Consider the following 15,545-nt stretch of genomic DNA (forward strand, 5'->3'; position numbering starts at 1 on the left):
GCGTCAGCCCTGGGTGAAGTAGCCGAGCAGGTCGGTGATCACGTGGTTGGCGCCGCCCCAGCTGTTGAAGACGCTGACCTTGCCGTCGCCGACCGGGGTCATGACGTGGTTCGGGATGGTCAGGCCGGGGATGGTGTTGAGGCTGCTCGCGTCCGGACGGGCCGAGCCGTAGCCGTACGCGGTCAGGTAGCCGGGACCGGTGGTGTCGGTCGCCGTCAGGTTCAGCACCGCGCCGATCGCCCCCGCCGGGACACCGGACACCGTGGTGGTCGCGCCAGGGGCGAGCTTGCCGGTGGTACGGGTGTCGGCGAGGCGCTTGGGCGCGACCGGGGTGAAGAGGGCCTTGCCGTCGGCGCCGTAGTAGCCCACCACGTCCAGGATCAGGTGTGTTGAACCGGCGTTGTTGTACAGGTTGATCCACCCGTCCGGACCGACCGGGATGATGGCCTGGTTGGACTTGTCCTTGCCCGGCTCCGGGTTGAGGTGCGAAATCCCCTTCGAGGCGCCCGAGCCCGCCGAGCTCGGGTAGGCGGCCACATACGAGTCGGCAGTCGCCCCCGTGCTCGTGAGGTTCACCGCGACGGCCTTGGCGCCCGCCGGAATGCCGTTCACTCCCGCGACCCTCACCTGCCGCGCCGTACCACCGAACACCGGCGCACCTGTACGGGTGTCCGCGAGGCGGGTGGGGGCGACCGGACTGAACTTCTCGCCCGCGTTCGGCTGGTAGTAGCCCATGAAGTCCACGATCACGTGGGCCTGGCCTGCGTTGAGCCGCATGAACACCCAGCCGATGTCGTTGGCCGGGACGGTGACCGTGTTCGACGTGGTGCCGCCCTTGCGGACGTTGACATTCGACGTCGCCGGACGGTCCTCGCGGGTCGGCGACAGACTCAGGTGAGTGTCCTGCGTGGCCTCGGTGAGGGTCACGTTGAGGACCACCGAGGACATGCCGGCCGCGGTCAGGTCACCCGTCTTGAGGCCCAGCGGCATTTGGACCACAGTGGGTTCGCCGCCCTTGAGGGGGCCGCCCCAGGTGCGGGTGTCCTGCAGACGGAGGGGCGTGACGGCCACGTAGCCGGAGCGGGCGTACTCCACCCGCACGGTCTGGCTGGTCGTGACGGTGCCGCCCTTGGTGTCGGTGAGCTTGACCGTCACCTTGTAGTCGCCCGGCTTCTCGTAGATGTGCTGGGCGCTGGTCGTGGCCCCCATGTTCTGGAACCAGCCTTCGCCGAAGTCCACCTCCATGTTTTCCACCGGCCACGGAGTCACCAACGCCGAGGCATCGAAGACGTAGGTCAGCGGGGCGACGCGCTCCTCCGTGTTGCCCGCGGGCGGCAGCAGCTGCGTAGCAGTGAAGGCCGCCGTGCCCGGGCCGGCCGGGGTCACCTTGACCGGCTTCTCGGTCGAGACCTTCACACCGGCGGGGTTGACGGCCGTCACCTTGACGACGTAGTCGCCCGGCTTGGTGTAGGCGTGCTTGGCGGAACCCGTGTCGCCCTCGCCGCGCGGCGCGTCGACCGGAGCCGACCCGTCACCGAAGTCGACCTGGTAGCCGATGGTCGTAGGCCAGCGGCTGTCGGAGACGGCCTGCACCGCCACCTCGGTCCCGACCGGCGCGTGGGCGTCGAGGACGGTCAGCGAGACACCGGTCAGGTGGTCCTGGAACTCGTAGGCGCCTCGGTCGAGGTGTCCGCCGTTCTTCCCGGTGTTGGGAACGAGCGGGTCGTCCACGACCGGGTTCCCGTGGAAGTCCGTGAGCAGTACTCCCGGCGCGGTCGCATCAGCGGAGTCGATGCGGGGGGAGCCTTCCCCCGGAGCGGTCTCCGCGGCCGACGGAGTCAGGGTGTCGTGCGCGCCCTGGCCGGTCGCGGTCCGGAAGGCCGGCAGGTCCTTGTACGTGACGCCGGACCAGTTGTAGGGCACCTGAGGGGCGTCGGCGGACAGGCCGGCGATCAGGTTGTAGTCGGCCAGGGTCCCCGTCGACGCGCTCTGCGACACCAGGATGGCGTTCCGCGGATCGGTCGACGTGCATTCGGCGGGGCGGCCACCTGTAATGAACACGTTGTTGAACAAGCCGGAGGCGGTCGACCCGCCGCTGACCGAGACGGTCGCCCCGCAGTAGCCGTAAAGATCGTTGTTGGTGATGACGGTGCCAGGCGCGTCCACCGAGGTGACCGCGCGCCCGGACACCCCCAGGATCCCGTTGCGGCTGAGCACGGTGTTCCGTGAACCGCCGTCGATCAGGACGCCCTTCAAAGAGCTTCGGCTGACCCGTACGTCCCTGCTTCCCTCACCGACCATGAGGGAGTCGAGGCGGCCGTTCCTGATGGTGAGCCGGTTCAGCTCGATGTCCGAGGAGCCCTTGATCCGGACGCCGAGATTGGTGGTCACCCCCTGGAACACCAGGTGGGAGGCGCCGCTGACGGTCAGCCCCTTCCCGAAGGACACCAGCGCGGTGTCCGACGGATGGTCGGGCACGAAGCTGATCGGCTTGCCCGGCTCGCCGGAGCGGTCGACGGTGACGGCCTCGGCGTACGTCGTGCCCGGCTTGATCCGCACGGTCTGGCCCGGCACCGCGACCTTGGCGGCCGCCGAGACCGTGCAGTAGGGGACGGCCTGCGTACCGGCTCCGGTGTCGGAGCAGTTCGAACCGTCCTGGTTGTTCACGTAGAGGTTGAGCGGGGTCTCGGCGGCGGCCGCAGTACCGGCCGGAGCGCCGAGAAGAGTGACGAGACCCGCGGTCAGCAGGGCCGTCGCACGAGTGGGACGCACCAGGAGGGTTTCCTTCGCGAAGAGAAGACATGGAGTCACGAAGAATGCTGCGGCGCCGCACGACTGGTAGACGTTCCCCCAGCGACAGTCGGGCGCACGCGACCCCCCGCGTACTTGCGATCATCATCCACCGTCCGAAAGTCGATGTCACCCCCATTGACCTCCGGCGCTAGGGCAACTCCGGCCGCACCGCCTCCCAGGCGTCCACCGCCCCCGCCAGCGGATCGCCCTCCGCCAGGTGCGGACGTACGAGGACCAGCCACGGGATCAGGAACTTGATGCGCCGCAGGTGCAGGATCTCCTCGGCCGGAAGGTCCCGCCAGATCCGGCCCCGCGCGGCGGCCTCGGCCGGGGGCAGGTCGATCAGCGCCAGCAGCTCCCGGCACAGCGCCGCCGGGTCGCCCCCGCGCCCCGGGCCGAAGGTACGGATCAGGTAGCCGCGTACGTAGGCCACCTCGGGCGCCCTGACCAGGTCGCCCGTCCCCTCTGCCCGGGCGCAGCGGTCCACCGCGGCCAGCGCCACCCGGCCCCAGCGCAGCCGGACCGCGTCCGCCAGCCCCTCGTCCTGCATGCGCGAGCCGGCCATGACGCGCAGGGCCCGCGGCGCGGGCTCGTCGAGCAGCGGCGGGTCGGTGGCCAGCCAGGCCTCCAGATCGGCGAGCGCGTGCCCGTCCGGCGGTACGGAGGTCAGCACCTGCCCGCGACTGAGCAGCGCGACCACGGCGCCCGTGAGGTGGACCTTCGCGGTGTGCCCGGCGTCGAAGGAGCCGACGGCCCGCCCGTACCGCTCGATCCGGCGCAGCCAGAGCCGGAGCTCCCCCACCGCGTAGACCTGCCCGGCCCGCGCGACACCGCCGACGCAGCGGACGACGCACACCCCGCCCGTGACGTCGGCCTCCTCGACGGAGTACACCTGCAGTTCGGCGAATGGCACCCCGACCCCCCCTTCCGGTCGGAGGCTACCGGGCGTGCCTCAAACCCCGGAGGGCTCCTCCAGGACCAGGCGGATCTCCGTGACCTCGTACCCCGCGCGGTCGAAAGCGGCGGCCATCGGGGCGTTGACCGTGTCGGTGGTCGCGGTGATCCGCTCGGCGCCCTCGGAGGCGTGGAAGCGGGTGATCTCGGCCAGGATCTCGTCGATCAGACCCTGGCCGCGCTGCTCCGGTACGACGCCCAGGTAGCCGACGTTGCGGTGGTACGGGGTCGCCGACGGGATCGCCATTCCGGCGAGGCGGCCGTCCGGGAGGTCGGCCAGGCGCCACCAGGAGCGCTCACCGGGGCAGTCGAGGTAGAACTCGACGTCCTCGCGGGCCAGCTGCTCGGCGTCCATCGACCGCAGCTCGGCCTGCGTGTGGAGGTCGAGGCTGCCGGAGGACAGCCGCACGAAGGCGTCCAGGAACTCCTCGTCGGTGCCCTCCCGGAAGACGAGCCGGCCGGTGGGCTCGGGGACGCCCGCGCCGGGGGTCCACTCGTAGCGCAGCCGCTCGATCTCGCTCGTCAGGCCGGCCCGGTACGCGGCCCGCGTGCGCCAGGCGACCGCCGCGGCCAGCTCCGGGTCGGTGCGCCAGTCGCGGGGCAGCGACATGTTCCAGACCGGCATGTTCCCGAAGGCGGCGTGGCCGGCGGTGAGCAGTCCGGTGGCGACGGCGGCCGGGTCGGCCACCGAGGAGCGGACCTGGAGGCAGTCGAGGGCGATGGGGCGCTCGCTGTCGGCGCGGCCCCACCACAGGGCGCGGGCGAGGACCTCGCCGTCCTCGTCCTCGGCGAACCAGGTCCACTCGGCGCGGAACCGGTTCTCGGCGAGCTCCTCACGGATCTTCTCGGGGGTCAGGGCGGTGACGGGGCCGTCGGCCGGGTAGGCGAGGGCGCGGTCGATGTCTGCGGGGTCTGCGGTGGCAGCGCGGAAGAGCATCGGGCGATGATCACACGGTCGTACCGCCCTGCCCAGCGATTTCCGTCCGCCGCGCAGTGCGCCGACGGCCGGCCTCCGCGGGGGAGACCGGCCGTCGGCCGCATGCCGTGCGTGCCGCTTACGCCCAGGTGATCAGGCGGCGCGGGTGTTCCAGGACCGCCGCGATGTCGGCGAGGAACTTGGAGCCGAGCTCGCCGTCGATGAGACGGTGGTCGAACGACAGCGCCAGCGTGGTGACCTGGCGGGGCTTGACCTTGCCCTTGTGGACCCAGGGCTGGAGCTTGATCGCACCGACCGCGAGGATCGCGGACTCGCCCGGGTTCAGGATGGGCGTACCGGTGTCGACGCCGAAGACGCCGACGTTGGTGATGGTGATGGTGCCGTTCTGCATGTCGGCCGGGGAGGTCTTGCCTTCGCGGGCCGTGGCGACCAGCGAGGACAGGGACTCCGAGAGCTCGCCGAGCGTCTTGGCGTGCGCGTCCTTGATGTTCGGGACGATCAGCCCGCGCGGGGTGGCCGCCGCGATGCCCAGGTTGACGTAGTGCTTGAGCACGATCTCCTGGGCCGCCTCGTCCCAGGACGCGTTGACGTCCGGGTTGCGGCGGATGGCCACGAGGACGGCCTTGGCGATCAGGAGCAGCGGGTTGATCCGCAGCCCCGCGAGGTCCGGGTCGTCCTTGAGTTCCTGGACGAGCTTCATCGTGCGGGTCACGTCGAGGGTGATGAACTCGGTGACGTGCGGCGCGGTGAAGGCGGAGCCGACCATGGCCTGGGCGGTGACCTTGCGGACGCCCTTGACCGGGATACGGGTCTCCCGCGCCGACGGTTCGACCGCGGGCGCCGCGGCCGGGGCGGCCTGGGCCTCCTGGACCGGGGCCTGCACCGCGGCCGGGGCCGCCTGCGGGGCGATGGCCGCGGCGGCCGCCGCGTGGACGTCCTCGCGGGTCACGACCCCGCCGTCGCCGGTGGGGACGACGGCGGCCAGGTCGATGCCGAGGTCCTTGGCGAGCTTGCGCACGGGCGGCTTGGCCAGCGGACGCTCACCGGCCGGCTGCGCCGGGACCGCGGGGAGCACCGGCGCGGCCGGAGCAGCGGCGGGAGCGGCCGACGGGGCCGTGCCGTTCCGCGCGGGCGCACCCGCCACCGCCTTGCGCGGGCGGCGCTTGGTGGAGGCGGTGGAGACGCCGTAGCCGACCAGGACGGGCTGGCGCGCCTCGGCGGCCGGCTCCTCCGCGGCGGGCTCGGCGGCGGCCGGAGCGGCCACCGCGGCCGGGGCCTCGGCGGCGGCGTCGCCGCCCTCCGTCCGCACCGAGATGATCACCTGGCCGACGTCGACGGTGACGCCCTCCTCGAAGAGGAGCGCGTGCACGACGCCGTCGAAGGGGATCGGCAGCTCGACGGCCGCCTTCGCCGTCTCGACCTCGCAGACGACCTGCCCGTCGGTGACGGTGTCACCCGGCTGGACGTACCACTTGAGGATCTCGGCCTCGGTGAGGCCCTCGCCCACGTCGGGCATCTTGAATTCGCGGATGGTCATGAACGTGGCTCCTCAGTACGCCAGCGAGCGGTCGACGGCGTCGAGCACCCTGTCCAGGCCCGGCAGGTACTCGTCCTCCAGGCGGGCCGGCGGGTACGGGGCGTGGAAACCGCCCACGCGCAGCACCGGCGCCTCCAGGTGGTAGAAGCACCGCTCCGTGATGCGGGCGGCGATCTCCGAGCCCACGCCCAGGAACACCGGGGCCTCGTGGACGACGACCAGCCGGCGGGTCTTCTCGACCGACGCCTGGATCCCGTCGAAGTCCACCGGGGACATCGAGCGCAGGTCCACGACCTCGACGGACTTGCCCTCCTCGGCCGCGGCGGCCGCCGCCTCCAGGCAGACCTTCACCATCGGGCCGTAGGCCGCCAGGGTGACGTCCGAGCCCTCGCGCGCCACCCGCGCCTTGTGCAGCTCGTACGGGATGGCCTCGGTGTCGACCTCGCCCTTGTCCCAGTAGCGGCGCTTCGGTTCGAAGAAGATCACCGGGTCGTCGCTGAGGATCGCCTGCTGGAGCATCCAGTACGCGTCCGAGGCGTTCGACGGGGAGACCACCTTGAGGCCCGGCACGTGCGCGAAGAGCGCCTCCGGGGACTCGCTGTGGTGCTCGACCGCGCCGATGCCTCCCGCGTAGGGGATGCGCACGACGACCGGCATCTTGATCTTGCCGAGGGCACGAGCGTGCATCTTCGCGAGCTGCGTGACGATCTGGTCGTACGCGGGGAAGACGAACCCGTCGAACTGGATCTCCACGACCGGCCGGTAGCCGCGCAGGGCCAGGCCGATCGCGGTGCCGACGATGCCCGACTCGGCGAGCGGGGTGTCGATGACCCGCTCCTCGCCGAAGTCCTTCTGCAGACCGTCGGTGATGCGGAAGACACCGCCCAGCTTGCCGACGTCCTCGCCCATGATCAGGACCTTCGGGTCCTGCTCCAGGGCCTTGCGCAGCGACTCGTTGAGCGCCTTAGCGATCGACATCTTCTCGACAGCCATCAGTGACCCTCCTCGAAGGACGCGAGGTAGGCGGCGAACTGGGCGCGCTCCTCGTCGACGAGCGCGTGCCCGTCCGCGTAGACGTTCTCGAAGATCGCCATGGTGTCGGGGTCGGGCATGGCGCGCACGACCTCGCGCACGCGCTTGCCCAGGGCCTCGCTCTCCGTCTCCAGTTCCTCGAAGAACGCCTCGTCGGCGCCCCCGGTGGCCAGCAGGTGGGCCTTCAGGCGCAGGATCGGGTCCTTGGCCTCCCAGGCCACCGTCTCCTCGTCCCGCCGGTACTTCGTCGGGTCGTCGGAGGTGGTGTGCGCGCCCATGCGGTACGTGAACGCCTCGACCAGGGTCGGGCCCTCTCCGCGGCGGGCCCGCTCCAGCGCCCAGCGGGTGACCGCGAGGCAGGCGAGCACGTCGTTGCCGTCGACGCGGACGCCCGGGAAGCCGAAGCCCTGGGCGCGCTGGTAGAGCGGTACGCGCATCTGGCGCTCGGTGGGCTCGGAGATCGCCCACTGGTTGTTCTGGCAGAAGAACACCACGGGCGAGTTGTAGACGGCGGAGAAGTTGAAGGCCTCCATCACGTCGCCCTGGCTGGAGGCGCCGTCGCCGAAGTAGGCGATGACCGCGGAGTCCGCGCCGTCCTTGGCCACACCCATCGCGTAACCGGTCGCGTGCAGCGTCTGCGAGCCGATGACGATCGTGTACAGGTGGAAGTTGTTGGTGTTGGGGTCCCAGCCGCCGTGGTTCACACCGCGGAACATGCCGAGGAGGTTCGTCGGGTCGACCCCGCGGCACCAGGCCACGCCGTGCTCGCGGTAGGTCGGGAAGACGTAGTCGTCGCCGCGGAGCGCCCGGCCGGAGCCGATCTGCGCGGCCTCCTGGCCGAGGAGCGAGGCCCACAGGCCCAGTTCGCCCTGACGCTGGAGTGCGGTCGCCTCACCGTCGAAACGGCGGGTGAGCACCATGTCGCGGTACAGCCCGCGCAGGTCCTCGGTGGTGATGTCGGCGACGAAGGGGGCGAACTCGGCGTTCTCCGCGCTGTCGACGCGGTTCCCTTCGGGCGTCAGCAGCTGTACGAGCTGAGGTTCAGCGTCCTGCGTCTGCGCGGTGGCAGCGGCGGGCTTCGCGGCGCTTGCCGCGCCTGCCGCCCGCTTGGTGCCGCTGCTGCGTCGCGGCTTGCGCGCGGCAGTGCTCTCCACGGTCACTTGGTGCTCCTCCGTCGGTCCGGCACCCGGGTTCTCCGGGGTCCAGTGCGGCTCACCTGGATCCGTACCAGCGCACGGGGTGGGTGCGCGTCATGTACGGGATCAAGGCGTGACAGGTGCCCCGGCGAGTGCCCTGCGCAATGCACGTTACCCAGTGCGCCGCATAACTGCGAAACCCCGTTTGACCTGCGTTTTTGCTTGGATTTCCAAGTAAATCCGCAGAGGCGGGAACAACCACTGGTCACAGCCTTGCAGGGGCCGGGAACAACGGCACGTTATCCCGGGTAACTCCGGCAGGGAAGGGGTGAGTGTGTGAAACTGACTTCGTGCGCGAAGACGGAAAAATCAAGGTATTCCTCCTGGACGACCACGAAGTGGTACGTCGGGGTGTCCATGAGCTCTTGTCGGTCGAAGAGGACATCGAGATCGTCGGCGAGGCCGGCACGGCGGCGGACGCCCTGGTCCGCATCCCGGCCACCCGTCCGGACGTGGCCGTGCTCGACGTGCGCCTGCCCGACGGCAGCGGCGTGGAGGTGTGCCGCGAGGTGCGCTCCCAGAACGAGGACATCAAATGCCTGATGCTGACCTCGTTCGCCGACGACGAGGCGCTGTTCGACGCGATCATGGCCGGAGCCTCGGGTTACGTCCTCAAGGCGATCCGCGGCAACGAGCTGCTCAGCGCCGTCCGCGACGTGGCGGCGGGCAAGTCCCTGCTGGACCCGGTGGCCACCGCCCGGGTGCTGGAGCGGCTGCGTGACGGCAAGAACGGCAAGGGCGACGACCGCCTGGCCAACCTCACCGAGCAGGAGCGGAAGATCCTCGACCTGATCGGCGAGGGCCTGACCAACCGCGTCATCGGCGAGCGGCTGCACCTGGCCGAGAAGACGATCAAGAACTACGTCTCCAGCCTGCTCTCCAAGCTGGGCATGGAGCGCCGCTCCCAGGCCGCGGCCTACGTGGCCCGCCTCCAGGCCGAGAAGCGGAACTGAACCCTCGCGTTCGGGACCAACGTCCCCGGTCATGGGGGCGGCCTCCTCTTCCCGGCACGCTGTCGGTACCCGAGAGTGGGGGCATGTCACCGGAGGAACTCCACGCCATCGAACTGCTGCGCCAGGTGCCTTACGGCCGGGTCGCCACGAGCATGCGCGCGCTGCCCTTCCTCGCCCTCGCCCGCCACATCGTGGTGGACGGCGAGGTCGTCCTGAGAATGCACGCCGGCTTCGGTCATCACCAGGCCTGCAACGGCAGTGTGGTCGCCTACGGGGCGGACAACTTCAATTCCCGCGACCCCGGGCTGTGGTCGGTGCAGTTCACCGGAACGGCCCGGATCGTCGAGCCGACCACGGCCGAACTGGAACTTTTCGGCCCGGGTCCGCATTTCGTGGACGGTGAGGTCTTCGACCCCGTCTACATGCGCGTCGAACCCCAGTTCGTGACCGTGCACTCGCTCGCCGGAAATCCGGACCGCGAATACCAGCACGCCCTCTGACGCGCCGGTATCCCGCGCTCCCGGCAACCCGCTCTCCGCTATTGCGGCTCGTTCACCGTGCCCGGGCCGGCGCCCTCGCTCTTCGACGCCGTGGGCGTCGGGGAGGAAGTGCTCTTGGACGCCGTGGGCGTCGGCGACGTGCTCTTGGACTCCGTGGGCGTCGGCGAGGCGGATGCCGACGGGCTGGCCGACGGGGTGCTGCTCTGGGTCCGGGTGCGGGTCGGGGCGGCCGTGGGCTCGTTGAACGAGGGCGTGTTGTCCGGAGTCTGCTGCGTGGACGTGTTCGCCGACGCCCCGGGGGTGTTCTGCTGGCCGCCGGGGGAGCTCTGCTGGGTGACCTGGGGCTTCCCGCCGCCCTTGTGGGTCACGTTGGTGACGGCGTAGGCCACACCGCCCGCGACCGCGATGACCGCGAGCACCGCGAAGAGCCACATCTTCCAGCGGCCGCCGCCGCGGTCGTCGTAGCCGTCGTAGCCCCGGCCCGACACGCCCGGACCGCCGCCCGGGAAGGCGGAGCCGTCGTCCGGGTTCAGCCCCGGCACCATCGGCTGCTGGAACTGCGAGGTCATGGCGTTCGCGCCGTAGGCGGGCTGGCCACCCGTACCGCCCACGGGCATGGCCGTGGTCTGGGAGGCGCCGCGCCCGTGCGGCAGGGCCATGGTGACCGGGCCGGTGTTCCAGGTCCCGGTGCCCGGACCCTGGTCGTGCAGCATCTGGAGCGCGTACTGGACCAGCCCGCGCATCTCCTCGGCGCTCTGGAACCGGTCGTCCGGGTCCTTGGCGAGGGAGCGCATCACCAGGCCGTCGAGCTCCGGCGGGATGCTCTGGCCCTCCGGCAGCTGCGAGGGCGGCACCGGGGCGTCCTGCACGTGCTGGTAGACCACCGACAGCGGGGTCTCGCCGGTGAAGGGGGGCCGCAGCGCGAGGAGTTCGTACAGCAGGCAGCCGGTCGCGTACAGGTCGGAGCGGTGGTCCACGGCCTTGCCGAGGGCCTGTTCCGGCGACAGGTACTGCGGGGTGCCCATGACCATGCCGGTCTGGGTCATCGTCGACTGTGCGCCGTGCAGGGCGCGGGCGATGCCGAAGTCCATCACCTTGACCGCGCCCGCGTCCGTGATGATCACGTTCGCCGGCTTGATGTCACGGTGCACGATGCCGTGCTGGTGCGAGTACGCGAGCGCCTCCAGCACGCCCGAGACGATGATGAGCGCCTGCTCGGGGCCCGGGGCCTCGGCGCTGAGCAGCAGGTCGCGGATGGTGCGGCCCTCGACCAGCTCCATCACGATGTACGGGACGGTGTTCGGGCCGACCCGGTCCTCGCCCGAGTCGTACACGGCGACGACGGCGTGGTGGTTGAGTCCGGCGACGGACTGCGCCTCACGCGTGAAGCGGGCCTTGGACACGGGGTCCTCGGCCAGGTCGGCGCGGAGCAGCTTGACGGCGACGGTGCGGCCCAGGCGTACGTCCTCGGCGGCGAACACCTCGGCCATGCCGCCGCGGCCCAGCCGGTGTGTCAGCCGGTAACGGCCGTCTCCCACCAGTCCGCCGGCGCCCCAGTGCTCAGGACCATCGGTCATCCCGGCGCCGTTTCCCTCGGGTTCGGGTGCCATCAGTCCTCGCCGTCGTCTCTCTTGGCCGCTGCTGGGCGGTAGTCCTCTTCTTTGGTGCTCCGATGAACGCTACAGCCTCGGACCCGGTCACCGTTCGGACAAGTCGTCCTGTGGCAGGCCGGTCACAGAACGGGCCACTGGCTTGACTGGGGCTTGCCCTCCGGCAGACTGGGCCCGACATACGCAGCTCGAGGGGAAGCAACAGTCATGAGCCAGGACGGCACTCAGGGCCGGTACGCAGGCGGTTCCCTGGCCCGTGGCCGTTACCAGCTACGGGATTTGCTCGGCGAGGGCGGCATGGCCGCGGTGTACCTCGCGTACGACACGGCGCTCGACCGCCAGGTGGCCATCAAGACCCTGCACACGGAGCTGGGACGCGAGCAGTCGTTCCGCGAACGGTTCCGCCGCGAGGCCCAGGCTGTAGCGAAACTGTCGCACACCAACATCGTCTCGGTCTTCGACACGGGTGAGGACGAGTTCGAGGGCTCGCTCATGCCGTACATCGTCATGGAGTACGTGGAGGGGCAGCCGCTCGGCTCCGTGCTCCAGGCGGACATCGCGCAGTACGGGGCGATGCCGGCGGACAAGGCGCTGAAGGTGACGGCCGACGTGCTGGCCGCCCTGGAGACCAGCCACGACATGGGGCTCGTCCACCGCGACATCAAGCCCGGCAACGTCATGATGACCAAGCGCGGCGTGGTCAAGGTCATGGACTTCGGCATCGCCCGGGCCATGCAGTCCGGGGTCACCTCGATGACGCAGACCGGCATGGTCGTCGGCACCCCGCAGTACCTGTCGCCCGAGCAGGCGCTGGGCCGCGCGGTCGACGCCCGCTCCGACCTGTACTCGGTCGGCATCATGCTGTTCCAGCTGCTGACCGGGCGGATCCCGTTCGACGCCGACTCGCCGCTGGCCATCGCGTACGCGCACGTGCAGGAGGAGCCGGTCGCCCCGTCCTCCATCAACCGCTCGGTGACCCCGGCGATGGACGCGCTGGTGGCGCGCGCGCTGAAGAAGAACCCGAACGAGCGCTTCCCCACGGCCGCGGCCATGGCGGACGAGATCGCCCGGGTGCTGTCCGCCGGACAGACCGGGGCTCCGGTCATCGTCCAGGGCCTCGGCCCCACGAACAGCGGGGCGGGCGTCGGCTCGGCCGTGTTCCCGCCGCTGGACTCCGGCTTCCCGCCCTCGCCGCAGTCCGTGCAGCAGCCGTACCAGGCGCCGCAGACGGCCTCCCCGTACGGTCCGCCGACGCCGGCTCCGCAGCCGCAGGCGCAGGGGGGCTACGCGTACCCGCACACGCCCCCGCCGCAGCAGTACGCGGCGCCCACCCCGCCGCCGTACACGATCTCGCCCGCTGGCTCGCCGTCGGGCTCGGACGGCGGCGCGGGCGGCAGCGGCGGCAAGAAGAACATGCCGGTGGTCGCGGGCGCGATCGCGGTGGCCCTGCTCGCGATCGGCGGCCTGATCGCGGCGATCGTCTGGGACGGCGACGACGACAAGGACGCCAAGAACGTCGCGTCGCCGGGCGGCGCCAGCGCCCCCGCGACCGCTCCCGCCGCCAAGCCCAGCACCAAGGGCCCGGACCGCACGCGCACGATCGACCCGAAGCTGTGCAAGGAGCCGGTGAAGCACTACAGCCAGGCGGGCAAGTACTCGGCACCCGACCTGCGGTACAAGGACATGCTGTCCGTGAAGGCCTGCATCCAGGCCTCGGGCGGCAAGTACGAGATCGTCAACAAGGACGAGGCCGTGTACGGCAAGGACCAGGTGATCGACCAGTCCCCGCGCCCCGGCGACCCGATCGACAAGGAAGGCACGACCTACACGCTGACCGTGTCGACCGGCACCCCGGAGTAGCCCTCCGGCAGCGGGCACTGCTCCACCCCGGCATCCCGGGCACCCCGATGGGGCGCCCGGGATGCCGCTTTTGCCCCGCTGTGCAAATCTGGGCGCAGCGCGCATCGCCGCGTGATCCACAGGCTCGGGACGGGAGGGGCACCCCGTGAACCAAGGCTTCCGCCCGGCCCGCTGGCTGGCCTGCGCCGCGCTGGCCGCCGCCGCGCTCGCGCCCACCGCCTCCGCGTACGCCCGGCCCCTGTGCACGGCCCCGCGCACGGCCCCCGCCACCGAGCCCGCCCCGGCCGACGAGCCCCTCGAAGAGCTGGCCGGCTCCGTGGCCGGAGCCGGGCGGGAGCGGCCCGGGAGACCGGCGGCCGAGCCCGCCGACCCGGAGCTGACGGTGGCCTCCCGCCCGCTGCCGGCCCGCCCGCGCGTCGAACCCCCGGCGCAGCGGCCGCCACGGCCGTCACCGCCGCCCGCCGAGCCGACCCCGCCCCCGGCGGCCAGGGCACTGGGCACCGAGCCGAACGAGCGGGCCGCCGATCTGGCCGCGCACATACTGCCCCTCGGCACCGGGTTCGCCCTGATGGGACTGGGGTTGGGCTACCTCGGAGTGCGGCTGCGGCGCAGCGCCTGAAAGGTCCGGGGCAGGTCCGGGCGCATCCCGCGGTGGTTGCCCTGCGTGAACATACTCGGTATACATACCGAGTATGTCGATCCGCCACGGCCTGCTCGCCCTGCTCGAACGGGGCCCCAGGTACGGTTCCCAGCTGCGCACCGAGTTCGAATCACGCACCGGCTCCACCTGGCCGCTCAACGTCGGGCAGGTGTACACCACCCTCGCCCGCCTGGAGCGGGACGGCCTCGTCGCGCCCGGCGGTGAGGACTCCGCCGGGCACACCCTCTACGCCATCACCGACACGGGCCGCACCGAACTGCGCGAGTGGTACGAGCGCCCCGTCGACCGCGCCAACCCGCCCCGGGACGAGCTGTCCATCAAGCTCGCCATGGCCGTGGGCGCCCCCGGGGTGGACATCCGCGCCGTCATCCAGTCCCAGCGGCACGCCACCATCAGGGCGATGCAGGACTACACCCGGCTCAAGGCCACCGCACTCGCCGCGATCGAGAGCGGACAGTCCCGCGAACGCGACGACGTCGCCTGGCTGCTCGTCCTGGAACAGCTGATCTTCCAGACCGAGGCCGAGGCCCGCTGGCTGGACCACTGCGAATCCCGGCTGGTCCGGCTCTCCCTGCCGTCCGACCGGAGAGCCGCCGAGCCCGGACCTCACCGGGCCGAACCACCCCATGCCGACGAGGACCCCGGGGCCGCGGCCCCGGCCCCCTCCCCGGCACCGACCGCACGGCCCCGCACCGCCCGCACGCGGCGGGGCTGAACCACCGCTCCAGGGGGGACCCTCCATGTCCGAACAGCACCAGCCCCGGCAACCCGTACTCCAGTTGGACCGGCTCGTACGCACCCACGGCAGCGGCACCACCGAGGTGCACGCGCTGCGCGGCATCGACCTGTCCGTGTACCCGGGCGAACTCGTCGCCGTCATGGGCCCGTCCGGCTCGGGGAAGTCGACGCTGCTCACCCTGGCGGGCGGCCTCGACACCCCGACCAGCGGCCGCGTGATCGTCGAGGGCACCGACATCACCACCGCGAGCCGCAGGCAGCTGGCCGCACTGCGCCGCCGCAGCATCGGCTACGTCTTCCAGGACTACAACCTCATCCCCGCGCTCACCGCCGCGGAGAACGTGGCCCTGCCCCGCGAACTCGACGGCGTCTCCGCCCGCAGGGCCCGCGTCTCCGCGCTCGCCGCGCTGGAGGAGATGGGCCTCGGCTCACTCGCCGACCGCTTCCCCGACGAGATGTCCGGCGGCCAGCAGCAGCGCGTGGCCATCGCCCGCGCCCTGGTCGGCGACCGACGCCTCGTCCTCGCCGACGAACCCACCGGCGCCCTCGACTCCGAGACCGGCGAGTCCGTCCTCGCCCTGCTGCGCTCCCGCTGCGACGCGGGCGCGGCCGGGATCCTCGTCACGCACGAGCCGCGGTTCGCCGCCTGGGCCGACCGCGTGGTCTTCCTGCGCGACGGCAGCGTGATCGACGAGACCCTGCGCAGCGGGGCCGACTCCCTGCTCTCCGGGCGGGCGGCCGCCCAGTGACCTCCTCGCTCCAAGGCTGGTACCA

Annotated in this window: 13 protein-coding genes; 6 read left to right on the forward strand and 7 right to left on the reverse strand. The window is 71.5% G+C overall.

Annotation, left to right across the window (positions count from 1 at the left end):
- Positions 1-3: 3 nt before the first annotated feature.
- From ACZ6Y1_RS08925 to pdhA, 6 genes are all read right to left on the reverse strand, one after another.
- Positions 4-2,772, reverse strand: coding sequence for a PKD domain-containing protein (locus tag ACZ6Y1_RS08925; protein ID WP_469625159.1), 2,769 nt, complete (start codon positions 2,770-2,772; stop codon positions 4-6).
- 169 nt (positions 2,773-2,941) lie between these two features.
- Entirely contained in the window at positions 2,942-3,706 is a 765-nt protein-coding gene (locus tag ACZ6Y1_RS08930) for a hypothetical protein (protein WP_469625162.1), read from the reverse strand.
- 39 nt (positions 3,707-3,745) lie between these two features.
- The gene (locus ACZ6Y1_RS08935; protein WP_469625164.1) at positions 3,746-4,684 is read right to left on the reverse strand and encodes a GNAT family N-acetyltransferase; all 939 of its coding nucleotides are present in this window, start codon (positions 4,682-4,684) and stop codon (positions 3,746-3,748) included.
- Positions 4,685-4,802: 118 nt separating this feature from the next.
- Complete coding sequence (locus tag ACZ6Y1_RS08940; RefSeq protein ID WP_469625166.1) at positions 4,803-6,221, reverse strand: dihydrolipoamide acetyltransferase family protein; 1,419 nt, start codon at positions 6,219-6,221, stop codon at positions 4,803-4,805.
- A gap of 12 nt (positions 6,222-6,233) precedes the next feature.
- Positions 6,234-7,214: an alpha-ketoacid dehydrogenase subunit beta gene (locus tag ACZ6Y1_RS08945; protein ID WP_376658996.1), complete on the reverse strand. Its 981-nt coding sequence runs from the start codon at positions 7,212-7,214 to the stop codon at positions 6,234-6,236.
- Positions 7,214-8,413, reverse strand: a complete 1,200-nt coding sequence (gene pdhA / locus ACZ6Y1_RS08950) for a pyruvate dehydrogenase (acetyl-transferring) E1 component subunit alpha (RefSeq protein WP_469625170.1) — start codon at positions 8,411-8,413, stop codon at positions 7,214-7,216. The genes ACZ6Y1_RS08945 and pdhA overlap by 1 nt, the downstream gene beginning before the upstream one ends.
- Before the next feature lie 326 nt (positions 8,414-8,739).
- Here pdhA and ACZ6Y1_RS08955 point away from each other — a divergent pair, with 326 nt between their 5' ends.
- On the forward strand, positions 8,740-9,402 hold the full coding sequence (locus ACZ6Y1_RS08955; protein WP_384587384.1) for a response regulator: 663 nt from the start codon (positions 8,740-8,742) through the stop codon (positions 9,400-9,402).
- Positions 9,403-9,485: 83 nt separating this feature from the next.
- A complete protein-coding gene (locus ACZ6Y1_RS08960; protein ID WP_469625172.1) occupies positions 9,486-9,902 on the forward strand; it encodes a pyridoxamine 5'-phosphate oxidase family protein in 417 nt (138 codons plus the stop codon).
- A gap of 38 nt (positions 9,903-9,940) precedes the next feature.
- Here ACZ6Y1_RS08960 and ACZ6Y1_RS08965 read toward each other — a convergent pair whose 3' ends face one another.
- Entirely contained in the window at positions 9,941-11,479 is a 1,539-nt protein-coding gene (locus ACZ6Y1_RS08965; protein ID WP_469625175.1) for a protein kinase domain-containing protein, read from the reverse strand.
- A 240-nt stretch (positions 11,480-11,719) separates the two neighbouring features.
- Between ACZ6Y1_RS08965 and ACZ6Y1_RS08970 the strand changes: the two genes are divergently transcribed.
- The 4 genes from ACZ6Y1_RS08970 (at position 11,720) to ACZ6Y1_RS08985 (ending at position 15,520) form a co-directional block, all read left to right on the forward strand.
- Positions 11,720-13,372, forward strand: coding sequence for a protein kinase domain-containing protein (locus ACZ6Y1_RS08970; protein ID WP_469625177.1), 1,653 nt, complete (start codon positions 11,720-11,722; stop codon positions 13,370-13,372).
- A 145-nt stretch (positions 13,373-13,517) separates the two neighbouring features.
- Positions 13,518-13,991 carry a hypothetical protein gene (locus ACZ6Y1_RS08975; RefSeq protein ID WP_469625179.1) on the forward strand — a complete coding sequence of 158 codons (474 nt, stop codon included), beginning with the start codon at positions 13,518-13,520 and terminating at the stop codon, positions 13,989-13,991.
- A 73-nt stretch (positions 13,992-14,064) separates the two neighbouring features.
- Positions 14,065-14,748, forward strand: coding sequence for a PadR family transcriptional regulator (locus ACZ6Y1_RS08980; RefSeq protein WP_469625183.1), 684 nt, complete (start codon positions 14,065-14,067; stop codon positions 14,746-14,748).
- A gap of 25 nt (positions 14,749-14,773) precedes the next feature.
- Positions 14,774-15,520, forward strand: coding sequence for an ABC transporter ATP-binding protein (locus ACZ6Y1_RS08985; protein ID WP_469625185.1), 747 nt, complete (start codon positions 14,774-14,776; stop codon positions 15,518-15,520).
- Positions 15,521-15,545 lie beyond the last annotated feature (25 nt).

Source organism: Streptomyces sp. NPDC053432, from assembly GCF_055585365.1.